The organism is Streptomyces sp. NPDC058274, from assembly GCF_042881375.1.
Classification (GTDB): domain Bacteria; phylum Actinomycetota; class Actinomycetes; order Streptomycetales; family Streptomycetaceae; genus Streptomyces.
In genome coordinates this window covers 21,969-45,521 of the sequence record NZ_JBHVXW010000013.1, presented here as the reverse complement: position 1 = coordinate 45,521, position 23,553 = coordinate 21,969, and the positions used below count along the sequence as shown (strand labels likewise).

Genomic DNA, 23,553 nt, shown 5'->3' with positions numbered 1-23,553 from the left:
GACTGGAGCCTTCCCCGTGCGCGCCAGGTCACCGAGTGGCGAGCGCCACACCGGGAATGGTGCCTCAGCTCTGCGGGAACGAGTAAGCCCGAGGGTCAGGCGCAGACGGAGCGCGGCCCCGCGTACCGCGAGACCTGGCCCCCCCTTCTTCGAGTGGCAGGGAACCCGCGGATGCCCTCGTAGGGCGGCGGAACGTCGAACATCACGATCTCGTCCGCGTGGTCCGCGACCACGGCGTCCAGGTCGCCGCCGTGCACGGCCGCGGCCCACTGCTCGATCAGGGTGCGAATCTGCTGTTCGTCGTCGGGCGTGATCCGTTCATACTCCTTGGGCGGCATCGGGGGAGGGTCCCCCAGGTGCGACATCGGGGGACCCTCCCCCAGCAGAACTCACCGCTGCCGGACCGATTGGGGAACACGCCCATGACCTTCGAGGAACTCCTGAAGCGGGCGACGGGACTCGTCCGCCCCGGCAGGCGCGCCCTGCTGGGCATCGCCGGCAGCCCGGGCGCGGGCAAGACGACGCTCGCCGAGCAGCTGGTCAGAGCGTTGAACGGGGACGGTGAGCCCTGGGTGGCGCAGGTCCCGATGGACGGTTTCCATCTCGCGGACGTCGAGCTGGACCGGCTCGGGCGCCGTGACCGCAAGGGCGCTCCCGACACGTTCGACGCCTCGGGCTACGCGGCACTGCTGCGCCGTCTGCGCGAGGAACAGGACGAGGTCGTCTACGCACCGGGTTTCGAGCGGACCCTGGAGCAGCCCGTCGCGGGGTCCATCGCCGTTCCGCGCACCGTGCGGCTCGTCGTCACGGAGGGCAATTACCTCCTCGTACCGGACGGCGGCTGGGCGCGCGTCCGGCCGCAGCTCGACGAGGTCTGGTTCTGCGAGCTGGACGAGGAGGAGCGCGTCCGGCGTCTCGTCGCCCGCCACGAGCGGTTCGGCAAGGACCACGAGGCCGCCCGCGCCTGGGTCCTCGGCACGGACCAGCGCAATGCGGATCTGATCGCCACGACCCGCGACCGGGCGGACCTGGTCGTCCCGGCGACCCTCGCTCCGTTCCCGGCCGCTGCCCGTCCGGCGGACCTCCGCCCTCGGTGAGCCTGCGCGGACGACAACCGTCCGCGGACCGCCGTGCGCGGCCGGCGTCCCGCCGGGACAGGCCGGCTTCTTCCGCACCGGGCGCCGGGCGGACCCGCGCGGATGCCGGCGGCCGGGCGCGGGGCCCGGCCACCGCGCGGCTCAGTGACCGCTGATGGAGCGCGCTGTGTACGGCTGCTCCAGCTGCTCGATCTCCTTCTCGGTCAGTTCGAGGGAGAGCGCGGCGACCGCGTCGTCCACGTGCTGCGGTTTGCCGGCGCCGACGATGGGCGCGGTGACGGTGCTCTGCCGCAGCAGCCACGCCAGGGCAACCTGGGCCCGCGGTACGCCACGTTCGGCGGCGATCCGGCCGACGGCGTCGACGATGACGCGGTCGCCCTCCTGGTACAGCTTCTTCCCGAACTCGTCCGTGCGGCTGCGGGTGCTGGTGGCGTCCCACTCGCGGGTGAGGCGGCCGCGGGCGAGCGGGCTCCACGGCAGGACGCCGACGCCCTGGTCCTGGCAGAGCGGCAGCATCTCCCGCTCCTCCTCGCGGTACAGGAGGTTGTAGTGGTTCTGCATGGAGACGAACCGCGTCCAGCCGTTCAGCCGGGCGGTGTACTGGGCCTTGGAGAACTGCCACGCGTACATCGAACTGGCCCCGATGTAGCGGGCCTTGCCCGCCTTGACCACGTCGTGCAGCGCCTCCATCGTCTCCTCGATCGGGGTGGCCGCGTCCCAGCGGTGGATCTGGTAGAGGTCGACGTAGTCGGTGCCCAGGCGGCGCAGGCTGTTGTCGATCTCCGTCATGATCGCCTTGCGGGACAGGCCGTGGGCGTTGGGGCCCTCGTGCATCGCGCCGTTCACCTTCGTCGCGATGACGACCTCCTCGCGGCGCGCGAGGTCACCCAGCACTTGGCCGACGATCTCCTCGCTGGTGCCGTCGGAGTACACGTTCGCCGTGTCGAAGAAGTTGATCCCGGCCTCCAGTGCCTGACGGATCAACGGGCGGGACGCCTCCTCGTCGAGCGTCCACTCATGGACGCCGCGGTCCGGCATGCCGAAACTCATGCATCCCACGCAGATGCGGGACACGTCGAGGCCCGTCGCGCCGAGCTTCACAAACTGCATGCTCACTCCTGCCTTCACCGAGGTGGGGCGTGCCTCACCCCAGGCTGACGGTACCGGGGAGAGCTGGGTGCGGGCAGGCCTCCTCGCCGGGACCTACCCGCCGACGGACGCGGTGAGGGACTCCAGCCTGGTGCGCGTGTCGTCGCCGTAGACGCCCGTCTCGTCGCCACGGATGTCGTACCAGACCTGGAAGCGGGCGACGGCGGCCGTGAGAGCGGCGTCGTAGGTGCCGCTCGTGGCGCCGTTGGTGTACACGTCCGGCACGCGCAGCAGGCGTTGCTGCAGCTCCGTCACCGCGGCACCGCTGTCTCCCGCGCGGAGGGTGCCGGGACCGTCGGGGTCGGCGCCGGTTCGGGGCGGCGCGGGAACGGCGGACGTCGAGGGCGATGGCGGGGTGAGCGGGGCCTGGGCCTGCGCCGCGCGAGCGGGGTCGTCTCCGGGCAGCAGCCGGGCGACGGCGAAGCCGAGCAGGGCCGCCGCGGCCACTGCGGTGGCGATCGCGGCGCGACGGAGACCGGCGCGGTCCGCGAGGCATCGCCACCGCGGCCGGCGGAATGCCGGGCGTGCGGCCGCCGGCACCTGATCGATCGGATCCTCGTCAAGGGGGTGGACGATCACCGGGCTCGGCATCACCGACTCGTAGTCGACCAAGTCGTGGTCGACCGCCTCGTTGCCGTCCGAGTCGTGGTCGACCGCCTCGTAGTCGACCGGGTCTTGGTCAACCGGGTCGTAGTCGACCGGGTCATGATCAACCGGGTCGTGGTCGACGGGGACCTCCGCCGTGCCGTTCTCCTTCTCCCGTACCCGTCGCAGCAGTTCGGCCAGGGAGTCCGGGCGGGGGCGGGGTGGGACGTCGGTGGGTTCCAGTGCCGGGCGCTCCGGCCGCCGTGCGGGTTGGGGCGGTATCGACACACTGCTCTCCTTCCGCGCGCTCGGTGTTCCGCCATCCCCCGCGGAGTGATACGTGGACAGGCGACCGCGAGTTCAGTCGGCGGCCCGCGCCATCGCCCACGCATTCTCAGCAAACGATCGATACGCTCAATTCGGCAAGAGATATTGAGCGTTTGAACAATGCCGTGCTAGAAACCGCGCTCATGACGACTCGTTGGTCACGCCGCGGCTTTCTGGCCGCGAGCGGCGGCACCGCATTTGCCCTCGGCGCGGGTGGCAGCGCCGCCGCCGCTCCCCTGTCCGCCATCGCCACGACCGAGGCCGCGGACGAGTTCGCGACCCTGCGCGCCAAGTGGCGTGCTCTGATCCTCGGTGAGGGGTTCAGTCCCACCGCGGAGCCCTTCAAGAGCAGACTCACCGAACTGGGCGCCACGGCGGCCCAGTTGCGGTCCGCGATGGCGCCGGTGACCGGTTCCCTGTGGCCCGACCTGGTCTACGCCGACCCGGAGCCCGACACCGACCAGGAGTCGTACGGCTACTCGGGCAACATGAACACCAGCTACAGCCGGCTGAGCACGCTCGCCCAGGCCTACTGCCGGCAGGGCACGGGACTGACCGGCGACGCGGGCCTCAAGGACGACATCCTCACCGGGCTCGACCACCTCCACTCCGAGGTCTACAACGACAGCCAGGCGCGCTACGGCAACTGGTACAGCTGGCAGATAGGCGCGCCGCAGGCACTGCTGGACGTGTGCGTGCTCCTGTACGACCAGCTGCCGGCCGCCCGCATCACCGACTACCTGAAGGCCGTCGACCATTTCGTGCCCGACTCGGCCGTCGCCTCCTACACCGGGACGAGCACCGGCGCGAACCGCGTCGACCTGTGCCGGGTGCTGGCCCTGCGGGGCGTCGTCGGCGCGAACCCCGCCAAGATCGCACTGGCCCGGGACGCGCTCTCCCCCGTCTTTCCCTACGTGACCAGTGGGGACGGCCTCTACACCGACGGCTCGTTCATCCAGCACACGACCGTCCCTTACACGGGGTCGTACGGCTCGGTCATGCTGGGCGGGCTCGGCCTGCTCTTCGCGCTGCTGGCCGGGTCGACGTGGGAGGTCACCGACGCCAAGCGGCAGATCGTCTTCGACGCGGTGGAGAACGCCTGGGCACCGTTCCTCTACAACGGACTCGTCATGGACGGGGTGTCCGGGCGGGCGGTCAGCCGGGGCCTGACCGCCTCCGACCCCAAGCAGATCCAGCAGGACGACCATCTGCGCGGGCATCCGATCCTCGCCTCGATCGTGCTGCTCGGACAGGGGGCGAGCAGCACCCAGAACGCTCGCTGGCGCGGCCTGGTGAAGGGCTGGATGCAACGCGACTACTACAGCCCGCCCTTGAGCGACCCCGCCCTGGGACTGACAAGTCTCGCCCGGCTCAAGGGCGTTCAGGACGACACCTCCGTGTCCGCGATCGCCGAGCCGACCGGGCACCGCCTGTTCACCAGCATGTCCCGGGCCACGCACCGCCGTCCCGGCTGGGCCGCGTCGATCAGCATGGCCGACCGCCGGATCACGTATTACGAGACGGGCAACGGCGAGAATCTGCGCGGCTGGCACACGGGTGCCGGGATGCTGTACTGGTGGGGCGACACGTTCGCGGGCGGCCAGTACAGCGACGCCTTCTGGCCCACCGTCGACCCGTACCGGCTGCCCGGCACGACGGCGTCGCGCAAGGTGCTGGCGGACGCGGCGGGCGGCGACTGGGGGGCGTCGCTGCCGGACGTGAACTGGGTCGGCGGGGCGACGGACGGGCAGCGGGCCGCCGTCGGGCAGTACCTCAAGGGGCTGCAGAGCACCCTGCTGGCGAAGAAGTCGTGGTTCTGTCTGGACGACGCGATCGTCTGTCTCGGTGCCGGGATCAAGTGCACCGACGGCACGGCCGTGGAGTCGACGGTCGAGAACCGCAATCTGGGCGCCACCGGCACGACGTCCTTCCAGGTCGACGGGGTCACCAAGCCCACCTCCCGCCCCTGGTCGGAGACGCTCACCGGCGCGAAGTGGGCGCACATCGGCGGCCACGGCGGCTATGTCTTCCCCGGCGGCGCGACCGTCAAGGCGCTGCGCACCGCCCGCGACGGCAGGTGGAGCGACATCAACAAGGGCGGCTCCACCACGGTCCTGAACCGCACGTACCTGACGATGTACGTCGACCACGGAACGAACCCGTCCAACGCCTCGTACGCCTATCTGCTGATGCCCGGGGCCACGGCCGCGGGGACCCAGTCACGCGCCGCGGCGACCGGCTGGCTGACGGTCCTCGCCAACACGGACAACCAGCAGGGCGTCAGGGTCCCTTCGCTCGGCTTCACCGGGGTCAACTTCTGGTTCGGCGGCACGGTCGGTGACCTCACCGCGAGCAACCCGTGCTCCGTGATGATCAGCGAGAGGAGCGACGGCACCGCGGTCGTCTGCGTCAGCGATCCGATGCGGATGCAGACCGGCCTCACGCTCACCTGGAACAGGGCGGTCGCCTCGGTGACCGCCAAGCCCTCCACCGTCACCTCCGCGACCACCGGATCGGCCCTGAAGCTCACCTTCGGCGACCTCAGCGGCACCGCCGGCGTCACCCAGAAGATCACCGTCAGGCTTGGCTGACGGCTCTCAAGGGGACGCCGGCAGGCCCGGCGTCCCCCGGTCAGGTGGCGGCGACCGCCCAGGGCCGGTTCTGCGGGTCTCCAGGCGCCCCCTCCGACACCTGGAGACCCGCGGTCCACAGGTCGCGTACGCCGATTCCCGCCAGTTCGCCGCGCACGGTGCGCCGCGTTCCGGGGGTGATCGGCGCGTACGACGGCACGGCGAGCACCCGGCAGCCCGCCGCCTCGGCGGCGGCCACCCCCGTGGGGCTGTCCTCCACGGCGAGGCAGGCCGCGGGGTCGGCACCGAGCGCCCGGGCCGCCGCCAGATAGGGGTCGGCGGCGGGCTTGGTGCGGGGTGTCTCGCCCTCGGCGAAGGTGGCACGGAACATGTCCGCCCCCAGCACCTTGAGTACGGCGTCCACCACCGGCCGCGGTGAGGCCGAGACCAGGGCCGCCGGGAGCCCCAAGTCGCCGAGCAGGGCGAGGAGTTCGCGGGCGCCGGGCAAGGGAGCGGTCTCCGTCTCGACTGCGGCCAGGAAGGCGGCGTCGAGTTCCCCGGCGAGGGCGTCCGCATCATGTCCCGTCACCCGGTGCAGATATGACGCGGTGTCACCGACCGCGCGGCCGAGGACATGGGGCAGATCCTCCTCCCCGATCTCGTGGCCCAGGCGGGCCGCGCTCTCGCTCACCGTCCGCAGCCACAGCGACTCGGTGTCGACGAGGGTGCCGTCCATGTCGAGGAGCACCGCGTGCGGAGCGGCCGCGAAGGGCCGGCCGTCGAGCGTCCAGTGCCGGTCGGCGAGACATCCCACCGAGGCGAACACCTGGGCGGCGACATCGACATGCCGTACCTCCGCGGGTGCCGCGGCGATGCCGGGGCCCGCGGCGACGAGCCAGGCGGTGCGTTCCTCGGGCGAGCGGCCGCCGTGCCCGCCCGCGTCGACGTGCCCGTGGTCGGTGACGACGAGGAAGGTCCACTGTTCGCTGTCGTACGACGGCCGGGCGCGCACCGCCTCCAGCAGGCGCCCGAGCCGCTCGTCCGCCCGCAGCACGGAGGCCTCGTAGGCGTCCGAACAGCCCAGGAAGTGCGCGGTCTCGTCGGGCGCGCCGAGATAGACGAATGACGCCTCGATGTCGTCGTCCGCGAGCACGCGCACGGCCTCCTCGGTGATCCGCTCGTCGCACTCCTCCCACGCCTCGGGGGTGTCGGCGGCCGGGGCCACGTACGCGGTCCTGGACGGGGCCCGGAAGAGCGGACCGCCGTCGCGGACCTGCATCAGGGGCCGCCAGCCCGCCGCGACGAACGTACGGCGGCCGTCCTGTTCGGCGAGGCGGGTGGCGAAGTCGGGGAAGACGTCCAGCCGGTGGCCGCTGAAATCATTGCTCCACACGCCGTGTTTGGCGCCGGTGACACCAGTGACGACGGTCGCCCAGCAGGGGCCCGACATGGTGGGGGTGCGCTCGTCCACCTCCACGGGCGCGAGGAAGCCCGCGGCCGCCAGGGCATCGAGGTGCGGGGTGGGCAGACGGCGCAGTACATCGAGGCGTACGCCATCGATGCCGACGACGAGGACGCGCTGGACGGCACCGGGCATGACAGGTCCTTTCGGCACGGCGGTCACAGGCCGCGCAGGGTCAGGCGGAGCATGGTCGGTTCGGCGTGCAGGGTGTGCTGGGGCAGGGTGCCGGGGCCGCAGGAGGCGCTGCCGAGGCCGTGATGGGCCGCGTCGAGGTTGACGTGGACCCGGTCGCCCGGCGTGAGGTCGGTGGAGTGGCGGGCCGCGTCGAGCTGGTGGCTGGTCCAGCGGCGCACGGTGAGGTCGAATCCGCCGCTCACTTCGAGGCCGCCGCCGTCGCCGGTGAGGCGAGCCCAGCGGACCTCGTGCCGGTTGCCGTTCTCCTGCGGGCGGACATACGGCGTCTGCAGCGCGTCGACAGTGCTGCGGAACCGGCCGAGGCGGGCGGCGGCGGCCGAGTCGCGGTAGGCCTCGCCCGGCCCTCTGCCGTACCAGTCCACGGTGTCGATCCAGCCCGGCAGCGCGAGCCGGACCCCGATCCGGGGCAGGGGCAGCGGCCAGTCGCCCAGCGGGGCGACGGCCAGGTCCAGCCGCAGCGCCTCGTCATCGGCGCGCCAGTGGTACGTGGCGGTCAGGGCGGCGTCGCTGCCCGCGGGCGCGACCCGGGTGACGACGGTGAGGCCGTCGCCGGCCGGAACCACGTCGCGGACCTTCGTGGTGAGGCGGTCCAGTCCGAAGTCCCGCCAGCGGTCGGCGAGGCGCGGGCCGAGTTCGTCGTTGTCGGTGGGGGCACGCCAGACGTCCAGGACGGGTCCGTCGAGCGCGAGGCGGCCGAGGCCGCGCAGCGCACCGGTGACGGGATCGAAGCGCGCCGGTCCGATGTCCAGCCGGTCGGTGGTGCGCGCCACGGCCGAGGGTCCGCGCAGGGACCGGCCAGGGCGCGCCCGACGGGCTCCGGCCGGGCGGCCCGGCTCCCGGAACGTGCCGGTCACGGACTGGCCCCAGGCGATCTCGTGCCCGGCCCCGGCCCAGGGTTCGTCCCCGGCGAGCTCGGCCACGACGGTCAGCGAGCGCTCCCCCTCGGCCGGCGGCAGCGCCGGCTGGGGCAGTGTCGTGCGTGCGCCGGCGGCCAGCGTCGGTACGGCGAGTTCGCCTTCGGCGACCGGCTCGCCGTCGTCCTCGGCCCGCCAGCGGAAGCGCAGATGGGAGGTGTCGCGGAAGTCGTGACCGTTGTGGATCCTGATCAGCGCGTCCGCCTCGGCGACGTCGATCCGGACGGGTTCGACGACCTTCTTGTACTCGACCAGACCGGGCGACGGCGTCCGGTCGGGCAGGACGAGACCGTCGGCGACGAAGTTCGCGTCATGGACCTGCTCACCGAAGTCCCCGCCATAGGCGAAGAACCGGCGTCCGTCCGGGGTGTGGCGGGCGATGCCGTGATCGATCCACTCCCATACGAAGCCGCCCTGGAGCCGTGGATAGGTCTCGAACAGCCGCTGGTACTCGCTCAGTCCGCCCGGGCCGTTGCCCATCGCGTGGGCGTACTCGCAGAGGATGAAGGGCAGTTGACGCCGGTGCGCGTCCAGGGCCGGGTCGTCGGTGACCGGCTCCTCGCCCCGGCCGATCAACTCGGTTTCGGCGTGGTCGGCGTACATCCGGCTGTAGACGTCGACGTATCCGCTGTCCCGGTCGCCCTCGTAGTGGATCGGGCGGGAGGGGTCGCGGTCACGGGTCCAGGCCGCCATCGCGGCGAGGTTCTCACCGGTGCCGCTCTCGTTGCCGAGGGACCACATGATGACGCTGGGGTGGTTCTTGTCGCGCTCGACGACCCGGCGCATCCGGTCCAGACAGGCTGCGCGCCAGGGCCCGTCGGCGGCCGGGTTGCCCCGCCAGTCGACCTGCTCGAAACCGTGCGTCTCCAGGTCGCACTCGTCGACGACCCAGAGCCCGTACTCGTCGCACAGGGCGAGGAATTCACTGCTGGGCGGATAGTGACTGGTCCGTACGGCGTTGATGTTGTGGCGCTTCATGAGCAGGACGTCGCGCAGCATGGTCGCGTCCGAGAGGGTGCGGCCGGTCTCGGGGTCCCATTCGTGCCGGTTGACACCCCGCAGCAGGAGGCGGCGTCCGTTGACCTTGAGCAGCCCGTCCTCGACGGTGACGGTACGGAACCCGATGCGTACGTGGATCCGCTCACTGCCGGTCGTCAACTCGCCCAGATACAGGTGAGGTTGCTCGGCGCTCCAGGGGACGACGTCCTCGAAGGTGTGCGGCCCGGCCGGGTCGGCGTCCTGGAGGCCGAGTGCCGGTAGGGACAGGCGGGCGGCGCCACTGGTGTCGATGCGGAGCGTGCCGGCGCCGGTGGTGTGGTCGTAGCCGGCGTGCACGAAGAAGTCGTCGAGGCCTCCGGCGGGCCGGGACAGCAGCCGCACCGAGCGGAAGATGCCGGACAGCCACCACATGTCCTGGTCCTCGAGGTAGCTGCCCGCGGACCACTGGTGGACGCGTACGGCCAGCACGTTGGGACCGGTGCGCAGGACGTCGGTGGCGTCGAACTCGGTGGGCATCCGGCTGCCCTTGCCGTCGCCGAGGCGGACGCCGTTGAGCCACACCGCGAAGCAGGAGTCGACACCGTCGAGGCGCAGCACGCTGCGGCCTGCGGGCCAGTCACCGGGGAGGGTGAAGACGCGCCGGTACTCGCCGGTCGGGTTCTCGTCGGGTACCCGCGGCGGGTCGACCGGGAAGGGGTAGGTGACGTTGGTGTAGGCGGGCGCGCCGATGCCGTGCAGTTGCCAGCAGGACGGAACGGGCAGCCGGTCCCAGTGGGTGTCGTCGAAGGCGGGGTCCTCGAAACCGAGGGCGAGGTCGTGCACTCCTGCGGCGGCGCGGAAGCGCCAGGGACCGTCGAGTTCGAGGCACGGGGCGTCCGAGTCGAAGCGGGCGCGCGGGGCGAGGCGGCCGTGGCCCGGGGCGGGGTCCTCGACGTAGCCGGTGTCCTGGTCAGCCATGGGAGCTCCTGTTCAGGCCGAGCGGGCCAGCTCGTCGGGGCCGACACCGTGGGCGAACGGGAGGCCTTGCGCGTACCGGTGGACTTCGTCGACGGCCCAGTGCGTCATCCGTCCGAGTTCATTGCCGAGGGAGCCGGCGATGTGCGGGGTGAGCAGCACGTTCGGCAGCCCGTACAGGGGCGACGAGTCGGGAAGTACGTCGGGTTCGGTCACGTCGAGCACGGCGTGGATGCGGCCGGACACCAGGTGCGGGGTGAGTGCCTCGGTGTCGACGAGGGAGCCGCGCGCGGTGTTGATGAGCGTGGCGCCGTCCCTCAGGAGGGAGATGCGGTTCGCGTCGAACATGTGGCGTGTCTCCGGGAGTTGGGGTGCGTGGATGGACACGACGTGGCTGCGCTCGACGAGTTCGTCGAGCCCGACGGGTTCCACGCCCAGGGCCCGGGCCTCGTCGGGCGCCACGTACGGGTCGTGCACGAGGAGGTCGAGGTCCAGTGGGCGGAGCAGTTCGACGACGCGGCGTCCGATGCGGGAGGCGCCGACGATGCCGACGGTGCGGTGGTAGTTGCCGTGTCCGGCGAAGTACGGCAGCAGCGCGGGCTGTTGGCGCGTGTCGGCGTAGACGCGGGCGATGTCGAGGACGCGTTTGTTCGCGAACAGGATGGCGGCCAGGGTGAATTCGGCGACGGGCAGGGCGTTGGCGGCCGCCGCCGAGGAGACGGCGATGCCGCGCTGCCACACGGACTCGGTGACGTGGTGCTTGATGGAGCCGGCCGCGTGGACGACGGCGCGCAGTCTGGGCATACGGTTCAGCGCGTCCTCGGTCAGCAGGGGGGCGCCCCAGTGGGTGAAGAGGACTTCCACATACGCCAGTTCGGTGCCGTCGGCGGTGCCGAAGTCGGTGATGTGCGTGGCGGTGTCCACCGAGGCGACGGCGCGCAGCCGGTCGAGTGCTCCCTCGGCGAGCAGTGAGCTGTGGATGTCGTGCCCCATGGCGAGCGCGGCGCGCGGGAGTTGGGGCGCGTCCGTTCGGTCCGGGCCGTTCAGGAGGGTGCCTTCCGGTACGAGCATGGTCACTTCACCGCCCCGGCGGTCAGGCCCGAGCGCCAGAAGCGCTGGAGGCAGACGAAGGCGAGGATCAGCGGGACCACGGCGACTAGGGAGCCCGTGATGACGAGCGAGTAGTACTCGGGCTGCTGCTGCGTGACGCTGTTCCACATGAACAGACCCAGGTTGACGGGGTAGAGCTTGTCGTCGTTGAGCATGACGAGCGCGCCGAAGAAGTTGTTCCAGCTGGAGGTGAACGAGAACAGGAAGATGGTCATGAAGCCGGGCGCCAGCATCGGCAGCGAGATGCCGGCGAAGGTGCGCAGCTCACCCGCGCCGTCGACACGGGCCGCCTCCAGGACCTCGCCGGGCACGTACCCCTCGGAGAAGACCCGGGCGAGGTAGACGCCGAACGGGTTGACCAGGGCGGGCAGCAGCAACGCCCAGTAGGTGTTCACGATCCCGGCCTTGGTGGCGAGGAGGTACATCGGCAGCTGGATCACCGTGGTGGGGACCAGGACGCCGCCGAGGACCAGTCCGAACAGCTTCTCCTTGCCCTTGAAGTCGTACTTGTCGAAGGCGTAGCCGGTGGCGATGCACAGGAACGTGGAGGCCGCCGAGCCGATCACCGAGTACAGGATGCTGTTGCCGAACCAGCGCAGATAGATGCCGTCGTTGAAGGTGAAGACGTGATGCAGGTTGGTGAAGAGGTTGAAGTCGCCGAGGGCGAAGCCCGACGTGCCGAACAGATCGCGGTTGTTCTTCGTAGCGGCGAACAGCAGCCAACTGACCGGCATCAGGGTGTAGCAGGCCGCGAAGATCAGCAGGCCGTTGACGACGCCCTTGGAGAGCAGGGCACTGGAGGAGGCGCGACGGCGGACGGCCGGCGTGACCGTGCGCCCGGGCGGTGCCTCGGCGGGACGTGAGGTCCGGGTGATGGTGCTCATGATGCCGCCTTCCACCGGTTGCCGAGCCGGGTGACGATGTAGGAGAGGACGATGCCGAGCAGGGCGAGCAGCAGGGACGCGGCGGCGGCCATGCCGTAGTCGTGCTGCACGAATCCGGCCTTCCAGATGAACAGGGTCGGCGACCACTCGGTGTCGATGGAGGGCGCTCCGCGCTGGTTGAGGAGCTTCGGCTCGGTGAAGATCTGGATGGCGCCGACGCAGGTGAACAGAACGGTCATGACCACCGCGGAAGCGATCATCGGGACCTTGATCCGCAGTGCCGTCCGGATGGCGCCCGCTCCGTCGACGACGGCCGCTTCGATCACTTCGCGCGGCACGGCCTGCAGGGCGGCGTAGAAGATGACCATGTTGTAGCCGATCCACTGCCAGGCGCAGAGGTTGACCATGGACGACAGCACATGGTCGTTGCTGTAGAAGTTCCAGGAGCCGCCGAAGGCACCGATCCAGTCGAGCACCGGGCTCAGGCCCGGGGTGTACAGATAGATCCAGATGATCGAGGCGATCAGTCCGGGGATCGCGTGCGGCAGGAACAGCGCCAGCTGGAAGAAGCGCTTGGCGCGCGCCAGCGCGGAGTCGACCAGCAGGGCGAGGAACAGCGAGCCGCCGATCATCACCGGGATGTACAGCGCGCAGTAGAACGCGATGTGGACGAACGAGTCACGGAAGCCGGCGTCCGACAGCGCCTTGGTGTAGTTGGCGAATCCGGAGAACACCCGCTGGGTGCCGCCGAAGCCGAGCCCCGAGGACTGCTCCTGGAACAGGCTCATCCACAGCGCATAGCCGATGGGCGCCACCATGACCGCGGCGAACAGCACGAAGAACGGGGTGATGAACAGGGCCGCGGCCCGGCGTTGGCTGCGGCGCAGCCGCGCGGACGCCGGGGCGTTCGTCGGGGGCCGGCTCACGGCCTTCACGGGGTGGGCGACAGGTGCTGCCACTGGTGGGCTCCTTGGCGGGCTGGACGCTTCGGGGAGACGGATCGCGGGCGGGGTCCGGCCGCGGCCGGTGTCCGGGTCCCGGTCGGACACCGGGGCGCGACGACCGGACCCCGCGGATCACTTGGCGAGCTTCAGCCCGCGGTCCGTGATGCCCGACTCGGCCTTCTGCTGGCCTGCGTCGACGCCGGCGGTGAAGCCGGACTTGGCCGTGGCGTCCTGGACGGCCGTGTAGACGTCCATCTGGTTGGGGCCCCAGGTCCAGCCGGGGACGATCGTGTCGACCTGCTGGGAGGCGAGCCCGTAGAGGTCCTGGCCCTTCAGGTACGCGGTGTCGAACTTGGCGGCGGCCACGTCGCGCATCTCCGGGTTGGCCGGCAGTGCGCTGCTGGGCGACTCCAGGTCGGCGAGCCGGGCCTCGACACCCGCCTTGTCGGTGGTGAGCCACTTGATGAACTCGGTGGCTGCCTCGGCGTGCTTGCTGCCCTTGAGGACGCCGTAGGAGGTGCCGCCGTAGTTGCCGCTGGCCGCGGTGCCCCAGTTCGGCATGGGGGCCGCGGCCCACTTGCCCTTGAGGTCCGGCATCGCGGTCTTCATGCCGCCGGCGGACCAGGAGGCGCCGAGGAAGGAGAGGGTCTTGCCGGAGGCGCGGGCCTTGGTCTCCTCCGGGCTGTAGCCGGTGTAGGACTGCACCAGGCCGTCCTTGATCAGGCCGTCCCAGTAGCCGGTGACCTTCTTGGTCGCGGCGTCGTTGACGCCGGGCTTCCAGGCGTCGCCCTCGGTGGCGAACCACTTGCCGCCGGCCTGCCACGACAGGGCGGCCAGCAGCGCCGGGTCGTTCTTCGGCATGGAGGCGAGGCGGACGCTCTTGTCCTGCTTCTTGACCTTCGCGGCCGCGGTCTCGAACTCGTCCCAGGTCTTGGGGACTTCGATGCCGTACTTCTTGAACAGGTCGGTTCGGTAGTAGTAGAGCTGCGGCGCGGCGTCGTACGGGACGGTCCAGGTCCTGCCGCCGAAGGTCACCAGGCTCTGGATGCCCTCCGGGAACTTCGACTTGACCGTTTCACCGGCGTACTTGGTCAGATCGACCAGGTTTCCCTGGCTCGCGAACTCGGGGACCATCTGGTACTCGACGGTCGCCACGTCGGGGGCGTTGCCCGCCTTCACCGCGTTGGTGAGCTTGCTGTAGCCCTCGGTCGAGCTCGGGATCTCGGTGAACTTGACCTTGATGTCCTTGTGCGTTCTGTTGAACGCCTCGACGGTCGACTTGGCTCCCAGCGTCCAGGTCCAGTAGTCGATGGTGACCGGCTTGCCGTCCGAGGCGGCGTCGGTCGAGCCGTCGTCGCCACCGCATGCGGTGGCGAGCATGCCCAGGGCTGCGACGGCGGCGGTGGCGGCTATGCGGAACGAACGTGAAGTGCGCGACATTGCACGGCTCCTACGAGACCTCGTACGGGAAGAGGCGGATGCAGGACATCTTTTGTGCGCACACGATCAGAGTCAAGAGCGTTCGACCGAGACAATCAAAACGATCGCACAACGCTCATGTCGCGGAGGCCGCGCCACCGCAGGACGAACGCACCCTCAACTCGGGGAGCAGTTCGAGGTGTTGACGGGGCGCCGGGGGCAGACCGCTCCTGCGCTCGGCGAGCCGCTGCAGCAGCAACTCGGCGGCCAGCTCCCCCACCCAGCGCGTGGGCGGGGCGACGGCGGTGAGCGGCACGTCCGAGAGGCCGGCCACCTCGTCGTCGTACGCGATGAGCGCGAGGTCGTCGGGCACCCGGATGCCGCTGGCCTGGAGTTTCGGCACCAGCACGATGGCGTCCTCGTCGCTGTGCACCAGCGCCGCGGTCACCCCGCGCTTGCGCACGGCGTCGACGAGATAGTCGATCGTGGCCTCGTAGTCCCCGTGTTCACGGGTCGCGGGAGCGCCGGCGGCGACCTCCAGGCCGAGGGACTGCACGGCTGCCAGATAGCCCGCCGAGATCTGTGTGGCATGCGGGCCTTCCTGGAGCACGGCGGTGATCCGCCGGTGGCCCAGCGCCGCGAAGTGGCCCACGGCGACCGCGACCCCGTGCGCCCGGTCGGTGCGGACCCGGTCCAGGACCGCCGCGGGGTTGCCGGCCGGGGCGGAGCGCTCGACCAGAACGGTCGGCACCTCGCAGTCGACCAGCCATTTCTCCTGCCCGTCGACGGGTACGCCGCCGAACCAGCTCGGCGCGACGAGGAGCCCCTCCGCGCCGCCCGCGATCAGGTGTTCCGCCTGTACGGGATCCTCCGAGTCCACGTAACCGGTCATGCCGAGGACCAGGCGGCCGCCCTGGGCCCCGATGGTCTCGCGCGCCCCCCGGACGATGTCCGCGAAGATATTGGTCGTGGTCGGCACGATCATTCCGATCACTGCGCCCTCGGCGGACTCGCGGCGGGGCGCCGGCTCGGCGGCAGCGTCCCCCGGCCACACCACCGCGCCGTGCAGCCGGTGCACCCGGCCCTGCGCGGCGAGGGTCTCCACGTCGCGTCGCAAGGTCACCGCGGACACGCCGAGTTCGGCCGCGAGATCGGCGACCCGGAGGCTGCCTCGCTCCCGGACGAGTTCGAGCACCCGCTCATGACGCTGGTCGACATGCAGTCGCATGGGCTCCCCCTGGGGCAAGGCCGGACGGACGAACGACGGGGGACGCGGAGCGTGATCCCGTGTGCTCACTGTACGCCCACAATCGTATCGATCGTTTGCGTTCAATATGCTCATTCCAGCGGCCGGACCGCCCTCACGCGGGCCGAAAATGGGTGGGCTCAGTGGCAGGGTCACGCCTCCATGACGCCTCCATGACGTGCGCGTTGGCGTGCGCCTTGACGTGCGCGTTGCCCCCGGAGCTCGCGAAGAGGAGCGAATGAAGACCCGGGCGACGTGACGGAACTGGGCTTCGGGGGCGGACGGGCCTCACCCGTACTGCTGCGCCGGGCGCACCGCATTGCCGACATCTGCGAGGCTTTGGGACGACCTGCGGGGCAAGGGTCTCCTGGACGAGCGCGCGCAAGTGGGCACGGAGGGGGCCGCGGGAGCCGCAGTGATCTCAGTCGCGGGAGGCCGCCGAGGCGGTTCCCTGCCGCGGCTGGGCGGGGGAGCCGCCCAGTTCGTCGCGCATGGTCCGCAGGCGGCGATGCTGCAGGTTGCCGTTGGCGATCGACCAGCCGAGGAAGACCGCGGAGAACAGGGCGAATCCGAGCGTCTGACGCAGGCCGGAGGTGGCCGCCGTCATCGCCACGACAGATCCGAGGAGAAGCACGAGGAAGACCGTCGCGGCGACACGGTGACGCGTGCGGTGCAGCCGCTGCTCCACCAGCTCGCGCATGGCCTCCCGCTCCGCGGGATCCGTGGGCACCTCGCCCACGCGCAGCTTCCTGTCCAGCGAGACCAGGCCGGTCGCCGAACCCCCGGCGGCACGCTTCTCCTTGCGTCGCAACACGATCAGCACGATCACCGCGCCGATCGACGTGATGGCGACCCGCAGCAGTACCGCCACCGGCGAGCTGCCCGGATCGATCAGCAGAATGGCCGCGGTGGCGGCGAGCACGGACAGTACGACCTGAAGCCAGAGGTGCTTGGCCAGGAAGGTGTTGAGTCGTTCCACGACAGTGCCTCCTCGTCCTGGATCCCTTGTCCTACGTCAGCGTCCCTGGATCCGCGTCCCTGGATCCGCGTCCCTGGATCCGCGTCCTTAGATCCGCGTCCGGCGCCGGGCCGCGACGACGCGCAGTCCCAGGGCCACGGCCAGCAGCACCCAGGCCACCGCGCAGTACGCCCACGCGGTCACGCCCCTCGCCACACCGACCGCGCTCCAGACTCCCCAGAGCAGCAGGACGACGGAGAGCGCGGTCCAGGCGATGTCCCCGAGACGGGAGCGGAGTTGAGCTCGCTGCCTGGTGCCGGGCTCCAGGTCACCGAGCCCTGATGCGTGGTCCGTCCCCCGTGTAGTCATGATCCGATTCCTCTCCGTCGCCATGTGCAGAGGTTTCCCAGGTACCCCGCGGTTCGGTGGGCAAGCAGGTGAAGTGCCTTGGCCACGGCGGGCGTTGGGCAACGCCTGGTCGCCTTCGGGTCGGGGCGGGACCTCCTACGAGCGGAAGAGACGACCGGGCCCCCGAAGCCGGCGCCAGATCCGGAGCCGTCCGCCGGGGGCCGCATCGGTGCGCCGGATCCGTCCGCCGAGCCGTCCGCCGAAGCCGGAACAGTCCGCCGGCTCCCGAGCCGGTACACCCAGCTCCCAGCCGGGCGCCAACCCCGAACCCCCGGACCCGCATCACGGGCGTACCATCCCGACACGAGGCGGGGCAGGCATTGCACTGGGCGCTGAATGCAATGTATACGTTGTACATGCTTTCATCCGGCGACCGTTCCGAAGAGCGTCCAGGGATGCACAACCAGGCCGAACTCGCCTACCGCCGGCTGCGCGAGCGGCTGATGGACGGGCACTACACCCCTGGCGACCGGCTCACCGAGCTGGGCATCTGCGAGGACCTCGGCATGAGCCGGACCCCTGTGCGCGAGGCGCTGCGCCGGCTGCAGAGCGACGGTCTGGTGACCCCGACGGGCCGGGGCGTGGTGGTCAGCTCCCTCTCCCCGCAGGAGATGCAGCACGCCACGCAACTGCACGGCGCCCTGGACGCACTGGCCGCCAAGCTCGCCGCCACCGCGCAGCGCGACGGGCAGCTGTCGCCCGCGCAGCTCAGCGGGCTGAAGGACGCCTCGCACCGCGTGGAGGAGCAGGCCGAGGCCGGCGACCCGGCGGGGGCCTGGCGGGCCAATCTCGACTTCCACATGATGCTGGCCCGGCTGTCCGGCAACCCGCTCCTCGAGGCCGCGCTCGACCGGATCTGGGCCCGCTTCGCCATCGTCAGCCTGAGCAACATCAACCGGCGCCGAGACCTGACACCCCGGCAGCACGACGCGATCGTGAGCGCCATCATCGACGGCGACCCGGAGCGCGCGGAGGCCGCGGCGGCCGACCACGTACGGGAAGCGGCGACGATGTACGGCGACGGTCACCGCTGACCTGACCTGACCAGACCCACGGTCCTCCCGCTCCCCCTCCCCCGCTCTCTGCCCCACTCCGACTCGACCCCGTGCCCGGCAGCGGGGCTGGAAGCGGGCAGCCTGCCTCCGCGCACCTGCCCGTATTCCGGGGCAGGCAGCCCGCCTTCGCGCGCCCGCCCGTATTCCGGAGCCGGCGGCAGCCCACCCAGGCCCCCCAGTCGCACAGTCCCCCCACAGCCATACCCGCCGGTAGAAACTTTCTGCTCCACTCGCTGTCCGCTCCCTTGTCGAGCCTTGATGTGCAATGTATACATTGCACATCAAGAGCAGGGTGCTCGTGAGCTCCCTGACCGCCACCACCCAGCCCCGGGCGCGCCAGGCGTCCGGGAAGACGTTCCACGCGCCAGGGACCAGCGCCAACGGCGCTCCGGAGCCGCATTCGACGAGCCGTCACCGCTTCCGGACACCGCCCTCCGTCCCCGCCGGGCATGCGCTCTGCGGCGGAGCGAGGGGCTGTCGCCCTGCACCGCCATCACGATCACCAACCCGAGGTGAATGTCATGCCAGGAATCGGTCGAAGCGGACGGTACCCAGCCCTGCTCAGCGCGACGGCGGCGGCAGTGCTGCTGCTCGCCACCGCGTGCGGCTCGGGGTCGGGATCCGGCTCGGGCAGCGGCGCGATCAAGATAGGTGCCTCGCTGCCCCTGTCGGGCCCGGTGGCCGACGCCTCCAAGCCCGCCTACGAGGGCTACAAGGTGTGGCTCGAGCAGCTGAACGAGGACGGCGGTCTGCTGGGCCGCAAGGTCGAACTGAAGGTGCTGGACGACGGCTTCGACCAGAACACCGTCGTCACCAATTACAACCGGCTCATCAGCCAGGAACGCTCCGACCTGCTCCTGGGGACCTTCTCGTCCAAGCTCAACCTGCCCGCCTCCGCGGTCGCCGAGCGCAACAAGATGCTCTACGTTGAGCCCTCGGGCGGCGCCGAGGAAATCTTCACCCGCGGCTACGACTACCTGTTCTTCGCGCAGCCCAGCACCTCGCTGGACCTGCCGGACCAATTCGTGCAGTACATCAAGTCGCTGCCGGCCGACCAGCGGCCGAAGACCGCCGCCTATCCGACGCAGGACGACCCCAACACCGACGTCACGATCAACGAGTTCCGCAAGGAGCTGGGCAAGCTCGGTGTGAAGTCGGTCTACAGCGAGAAGTACGCGCCGGACACGGTCAACTTCGACTCCATCGCCAGTGCCGTCGCGCGGGCGAAGCCTGACCTGGTCATTCACGGCGCGGTCGCCGCCAACGACGGTGCGGGGTTCGTCAAGGCGCTGCAGAAGCAGCAGTTCAGCCCCAAGATGATGTTCCAGACCAACGCCCCGAGCCTCATCCAGTCCTATCCGAAGGCGATCGGCGCCAAGAACACCGAGGGCATCTTCACGACCGCGGCCTGGAGCCCGAAGGCCGACTACACGGGCAACTCGGCGTTCGTGCAGGCGTACACGAAGGCCTACGGCTCGGCTCCGGGTGACGACGCGGCCAACGCGTACACGGCGGGCCAGGTGCTGGAGGCCGCGGTCAAGGCGGTGGGCAGCCTCGACCAGGACAAGCTCGCCGACTGGCTGCACACGCATACCGTGCAGACGATCGTCGGCCCCCTGAAGTGGGACAAGCGCGGGGTGCCGGACGGCAACATGCTGCTCGCGCAGTGGCAGAGCGGGAAGTTCGAGTTCGTCGCCCCGGCGAGCCAGCAGACCGTCGACAGGGCGGTCAACCCGAAGCCCGGATGGTCGTCGTGAGCCAACTGCTCCAGACGCTGATCCTCGGGCTCCTCGTCGGTGGTGTGTACGCGCTCGTCGCCTCCGGCATGAACCTGATCTTCGGCGTGATGAAGGTGGTCAACCTCGCCCAGGGCGGCATGCTCATCCTCAGCGCCTATCTGACGTACACGCTGTGGGACGCGACCGGGCTCGACCCATTGCTTCTGGTGCTCATCACGACGCCCTGTCTGCTCGTCGTGGGCTGGGCGACGTACTACATCTTCATCGAGCGCTCGCGGACCACCGATCCGTCGATGGCGCTGGTGACGACCTTCGGTCTGACCCTCGTCACCAAGGGCGTCATCGCACTGGTCTGGGGCAACGAGCCGCGGTCGGTCACCCCCGGCTACGCCAACCGGTCCTTCTCGGTGCTGGGGCTGCGCTTCCCGCAGGCGCAGGTGTACGCGTGCCTGGTCGCGGCGGTGGTGCTGACGGGGCTGTACCTGCTGTTGCGGCACACCTGGCTGGGCAGGTCCATCCAGGCGACCGCGGCCAGTTCGGAGGGCGCGCGGCTCATCGGCATCGAGGTCCGCTCCGCCTGGGCGGCCGCGTACGCGCTCGGGGTGGCGGCGGCCGGGGCCGGCGGGACGCTGCTGAGCGTCCTGTACCCGTTCATGCCGAGCTCGGCCGACCACTGGATCGGGCTGATGCTCTCGATCATCGTGCTCGGCGGCATGGGGAGTCTGCCCGGCAGTGTGCTCGGCGCGCTGCTCATCGCCGTCGCCGAGTCCCTGACCTCCACCTACGTCGCTCCCGACTGGGCCGCCGCGGTCCCGTATCTGGCCATCATCCTGGTGCTCGTCGCCCGCCCGCAGGGGCTGCTCGGCGCCCGGCTGCGAGAGGACATGAGCCGCGCATGACCATCAACCGCCTGCGGGCGTACGACTTCGACCGGCTGAGGGCGTTCGACAGCCGCCGGCTCCGCGCGTGGGGGATCGGCCTCGCCGCCGTCGCCCTGGCCGTGCTGCCGCTCGTCAACGACAACGCGTATCTGCAGAACATGGCGATCATGGCGTTCCTGCTGGCCGTCATGGCGTCCGGCTGGAACATCATCTCGGGCTACGCGGGATACGTCTCGCTGGGGCAGAGCGCCTTCCTCGGCGTCGGCGCCTACACCACCGCCCTGGTGTCCCTCCACACCGGCATCTCCCCGCTGCTGGCGGCTCCTCTCGGGGGCGTCGTCGCGGCGGCCGCGGCGGTCGTCCTGGGTCTGGTCGGCCGGCGCACGCGAGGGATCGCCTTCGTCATCGTGAGCTTCGCCTTCCTGGAGTTCACGGCGTTGCTGGTGTCCAACTGGTCGTCGCTCACCAACGGCAACCACGGGCTGGCCCTGCCCCTGCCCACCTGGGACCGCGCGTACCTCAACTGGCCTTTTTACTACTACCTGTTGGTGCTGCTGGCGCTCACCGTGTGGGGGTCGTGGGCGATCCGGCGCTCGAAGTTCGGCATCAGGCTGATGGCGATCCGCGACGACGAGTCCAAGGCCGACGGCATCGGCGTACGCACCGACCGCTACAAAATGTTCGCCTTCGCGGCGAGCGCCTTCCCGATCGGTGTGGCGGGCGGCGTCTACGCGTACTACATCGCGTTCCTCGAACCGGCGTCGATGTTCGACATCGTCATCGCCATGCAGATCGTGCTCGCCGCGCACCTCGGCGGTGTGGGCACGCTGTGGGGTCCGGTCCTGGGCGCCTTCCTCCTCGAACCGCTGAACCAGTTCACCAACCAGAACCTCAGCGGGCCCGACGCCGGTTCCTGGCGTCTGATCATCTACGGGGCGCTGCTCGCCGCGATCGTGCTGTTCTTCCCCAAGGGCGTGCTCACCGAGGCCGGGTCATGGCTCGCCCGGCGACGCCGGACGGATCCGCAGGCGACGGCCGGCTCCCGGCTGACGGCCGTCCCCGACCGGCTGCCCCCGGCCGCCCTGGTCCGGGAGCGTGTTCCCGGGACGGCGGAGGTGCCGCTGCTGCGGGTGGCGGAGCTGGGCAAGTCGTTCGGTGGCGTACGGGCGGTCGACGGCTGCTCCTTCATCGTCGAGCGCGGCTCGGTCACGGGGCTCATCGGGCCCAACGGGTCGGGAAAGACCACGGTGTTCAACCTCCTCGACGGCAGTCTCGCCGCCGACGGCGGAAGCATCCACCTCGGCGAGCGGCGTCTCGACCGCCGGCCGCGCTGGCAACGGGCGCACGCCGGCCTCGCCCGCACCTTCCAGGCCACCCGGGTCTTCCCGCAGCTCACCGCGCTGGAGAACCTCGCCGTGCCCAGCCGCTCGTTCTCCGTGCCGGGGCTGGCCGCGTCGGCGATCAGCGGCAAGGAGGCGGCGCGGGCCCACGAGTGGCTCGACTTCGTCGGCATGGACGCGTACGCGGAACACCGCGCGGGCGGGCTGTCGTACGGCCAGCAGAAGCTCGTCGAGCTGGCCCAGGCCCTGATGCTGGAGCCGGAGATCCTGCTGCTCGACGAACCGGCCGCCGGCATCAACCCGACCCTCGTGGACCGGCTCGGCGGCATCGTCCGCAAGCTCAACGAAGCCGGTACGACCGTGGTGGTCGTCGAGCACAACATGCCGCTGGTGCTGTCACTGTGCGACCACATCCACGTCCTGGCTCAGGGGCGGGTCATCGCGAGCGGGCCGCCCGGAGTGATCGAGCACGACCCGGCCGTACTCGACGCCTACCTCGGTGACCACGCGCCGGGCCCGGGCAACGACCCGGCGACCACGGGAGCGACCGCATGATCACTTTCAGCAACCTGGTGGCCGGGTACGGCCGCGCCGGCGACATCCTGCGCGGGGTCGGCTTCACCGCCGCCGAATCCGCGATCACCTGCATCGTCGGCCCCAACGGGGCGGGCAAGTCCACGGTCCTGAAGGTGTGCAGCGGGCTGCTGCGTCCCCGCGGAGGGCAGGTGCTGCTCGGGGGCGAGGAGATCGGCGGACGCTCTCCCGCGCAGATCCTGCGCCGCGGTGTGGTCCAAGTGCCCCAGCACCACGGGCTGTTCCCGTCCCTGTCGGTCCGCGAGAACGTCATGCTCGGCGCGTACGTCAACCGCCGGGAACGCGAGCGCAACCGACGTCGCTACGCCGAGATCGCCGAGCTGTACCCGCTGATCGCCGAGCGGGCCGACGACAAGGCCGCGTCCCTGTCCGGCGGTCAGCGGCGCATCGTGGAGTTCGCGCGCGCCCTGATGCTGAGCCCCCGGGCCGTCCTGCTCGACGAGCCGACCCTCGGCCTCGACCCCAAGGCCCGCAAGCAGCTCGCCGACTCCGTCACCACCCTCCGGCAGGCGGGGGTGACGGTCCTGATGGTCGAGCAGAACGTACGGTTCGGCCTCACCCTCGCCGACCACGCCGTCGTCATGGAGGGCGGCCGCGTCCTGCACACGGGCGCCGCCGACGCCCTGCTCGCCGACCCGGACATGGGCCGGCTGTTCTTCGGCGCCGCCCCCGAACCCGTACAAGCCGGCGCCGACGCCGATCAGAAGAACCCCCGCTGACGCC

General features: G+C 70.6%; 18 protein-coding genes and 1 pseudogene. 7 read left to right on the top strand and 12 right to left on the bottom strand.

The features are described from left to right. Positions 1-149: 149 nt before the first annotated feature. Positions 150-338 (bottom strand): annotated as a pseudogene (locus ACFVYF_RS24060) (YybH family protein); the annotation flags it as partial. An 84-nt stretch (positions 339-422) separates the two neighbouring features. On the opposite strand from ACFVYF_RS24060, the gene ACFVYF_RS24055 reads away from it, so the two are divergent. Beyond that, the gene (locus tag ACFVYF_RS24055; RefSeq protein ID WP_389458424.1) at positions 423-1,097 is read left to right on the top strand and encodes a nucleoside/nucleotide kinase family protein; all 675 of its coding nucleotides are present in this window, start codon (positions 423-425) and stop codon (positions 1,095-1,097) included. Positions 1,098-1,238: 141 nt separating this feature from the next. Here the strand turns inward: ACFVYF_RS24055 and ACFVYF_RS24050 are convergent, their stop codons facing one another. Beyond that, on the bottom strand, positions 1,239-2,207 hold the full coding sequence (locus tag ACFVYF_RS24050) for an aldo/keto reductase (protein WP_389458422.1): 969 nt from the start codon (positions 2,205-2,207) through the stop codon (positions 1,239-1,241). A gap of 93 nt (positions 2,208-2,300) precedes the next feature. Then, positions 2,301-3,119, bottom strand: a complete 819-nt coding sequence (locus ACFVYF_RS24045; protein WP_389458420.1) for a peptidoglycan-binding protein — start codon at positions 3,117-3,119, stop codon at positions 2,301-2,303. A gap of 182 nt (positions 3,120-3,301) precedes the next feature. Here ACFVYF_RS24045 and ACFVYF_RS24040 point away from each other — a divergent pair, with 182 nt between their 5' ends. Further along, positions 3,302-5,749: a polysaccharide lyase 8 family protein gene (locus ACFVYF_RS24040; protein ID WP_389458418.1), complete on the top strand. Its 2,448-nt coding sequence runs from the start codon at positions 3,302-3,304 to the stop codon at positions 5,747-5,749. A gap of 40 nt (positions 5,750-5,789) precedes the next feature. Here the strand turns inward: ACFVYF_RS24040 and ACFVYF_RS24035 are convergent, their stop codons facing one another. The 9 genes from ACFVYF_RS24035 to ACFVYF_RS23995 all read right to left on the bottom strand — a co-directional run bounded on the left by ACFVYF_RS24035 (position 5,790) and on the right by ACFVYF_RS23995 (position 17,182). Beyond that, a complete protein-coding gene (locus ACFVYF_RS24035) occupies positions 5,790-7,325 on the bottom strand; it encodes an HAD-IA family hydrolase (protein WP_389458416.1) in 1,536 nt (511 codons plus the stop codon). A 23-nt stretch (positions 7,326-7,348) separates the two neighbouring features. Beyond that, positions 7,349-10,255 carry a glycoside hydrolase family 2 TIM barrel-domain containing protein gene (locus tag ACFVYF_RS24030; protein ID WP_389458414.1) on the bottom strand — a complete coding sequence of 969 codons (2,907 nt, stop codon included), beginning with the start codon at positions 10,253-10,255 and terminating at the stop codon, positions 7,349-7,351. Between the two features lie 12 nt (positions 10,256-10,267). Next, a complete protein-coding gene (locus tag ACFVYF_RS24025; RefSeq protein ID WP_389458413.1) occupies positions 10,268-11,323 on the bottom strand; it encodes a hydroxyacid dehydrogenase in 1,056 nt (351 codons plus the stop codon). A gap of 2 nt (positions 11,324-11,325) precedes the next feature. Next, positions 11,326-12,246: a carbohydrate ABC transporter permease gene (locus ACFVYF_RS24020; protein WP_389458411.1), complete on the bottom strand. Its 921-nt coding sequence runs from the start codon at positions 12,244-12,246 to the stop codon at positions 11,326-11,328. Then, on the bottom strand, positions 12,243-13,064 hold the full coding sequence (locus ACFVYF_RS24015) for a carbohydrate ABC transporter permease (RefSeq protein WP_389458681.1): 822 nt from the start codon (positions 13,062-13,064) through the stop codon (positions 12,243-12,245). The genes ACFVYF_RS24020 and ACFVYF_RS24015 overlap by 4 nt, the downstream gene beginning before the upstream one ends. A gap of 258 nt (positions 13,065-13,322) precedes the next feature. After that, positions 13,323-14,630 (bottom strand): ABC transporter substrate-binding protein, encoded by a 1,308-nt coding sequence (locus tag ACFVYF_RS24010; protein ID WP_389458410.1) that lies wholly within the window; start codon positions 14,628-14,630, stop codon positions 13,323-13,325. A 115-nt stretch (positions 14,631-14,745) separates the two neighbouring features. Then, the gene (locus tag ACFVYF_RS24005) at positions 14,746-15,837 is read right to left on the bottom strand and encodes a substrate-binding domain-containing protein (RefSeq protein WP_389458408.1); all 1,092 of its coding nucleotides are present in this window, start codon (positions 15,835-15,837) and stop codon (positions 14,746-14,748) included. A 439-nt stretch (positions 15,838-16,276) separates the two neighbouring features. Continuing rightward, entirely contained in the window at positions 16,277-16,834 is a 558-nt protein-coding gene (locus tag ACFVYF_RS24000) for a hypothetical protein (protein WP_389458406.1), read from the bottom strand. 87 nt (positions 16,835-16,921) lie between these two features. Further along, on the bottom strand, positions 16,922-17,182 hold the full coding sequence (locus ACFVYF_RS23995) for a hypothetical protein (protein ID WP_389458404.1): 261 nt from the start codon (positions 17,180-17,182) through the stop codon (positions 16,922-16,924). A gap of 434 nt (positions 17,183-17,616) precedes the next feature. Between ACFVYF_RS23995 and ACFVYF_RS23990 the strand changes: the two genes are divergently transcribed. The 5 genes from ACFVYF_RS23990 (at position 17,617) to ACFVYF_RS23970 (ending at position 23,549) form a co-directional block, all read left to right on the top strand. Next, positions 17,617-18,255, top strand: coding sequence for a GntR family transcriptional regulator (locus ACFVYF_RS23990; protein WP_389458402.1), 639 nt, complete (start codon positions 17,617-17,619; stop codon positions 18,253-18,255). 542 nt (positions 18,256-18,797) lie between these two features. Continuing rightward, positions 18,798-20,033, top strand: coding sequence for an amino acid ABC transporter substrate-binding protein (locus ACFVYF_RS23985; RefSeq protein ID WP_389458400.1), 1,236 nt, complete (start codon positions 18,798-18,800; stop codon positions 20,031-20,033). Then, positions 20,030-20,914 carry a branched-chain amino acid ABC transporter permease gene (locus tag ACFVYF_RS23980; protein ID WP_389458398.1) on the top strand — a complete coding sequence of 295 codons (885 nt, stop codon included), beginning with the start codon at positions 20,030-20,032 and terminating at the stop codon, positions 20,912-20,914. Before ACFVYF_RS23985 ends, ACFVYF_RS23980 begins: the two co-directional genes overlap by 4 nt. After that, entirely contained in the window at positions 20,911-22,791 is a 1,881-nt protein-coding gene (locus ACFVYF_RS23975; RefSeq protein WP_389458396.1) for an ATP-binding cassette domain-containing protein, read from the top strand. Before ACFVYF_RS23980 ends, ACFVYF_RS23975 begins: the two co-directional genes overlap by 4 nt. Beyond that, on the top strand, positions 22,788-23,549 hold the full coding sequence (locus ACFVYF_RS23970; RefSeq protein WP_389458394.1) for an ABC transporter ATP-binding protein: 762 nt from the start codon (positions 22,788-22,790) through the stop codon (positions 23,547-23,549). Before ACFVYF_RS23975 ends, ACFVYF_RS23970 begins: the two co-directional genes overlap by 4 nt. Positions 23,550-23,553 lie beyond the last annotated feature (4 nt).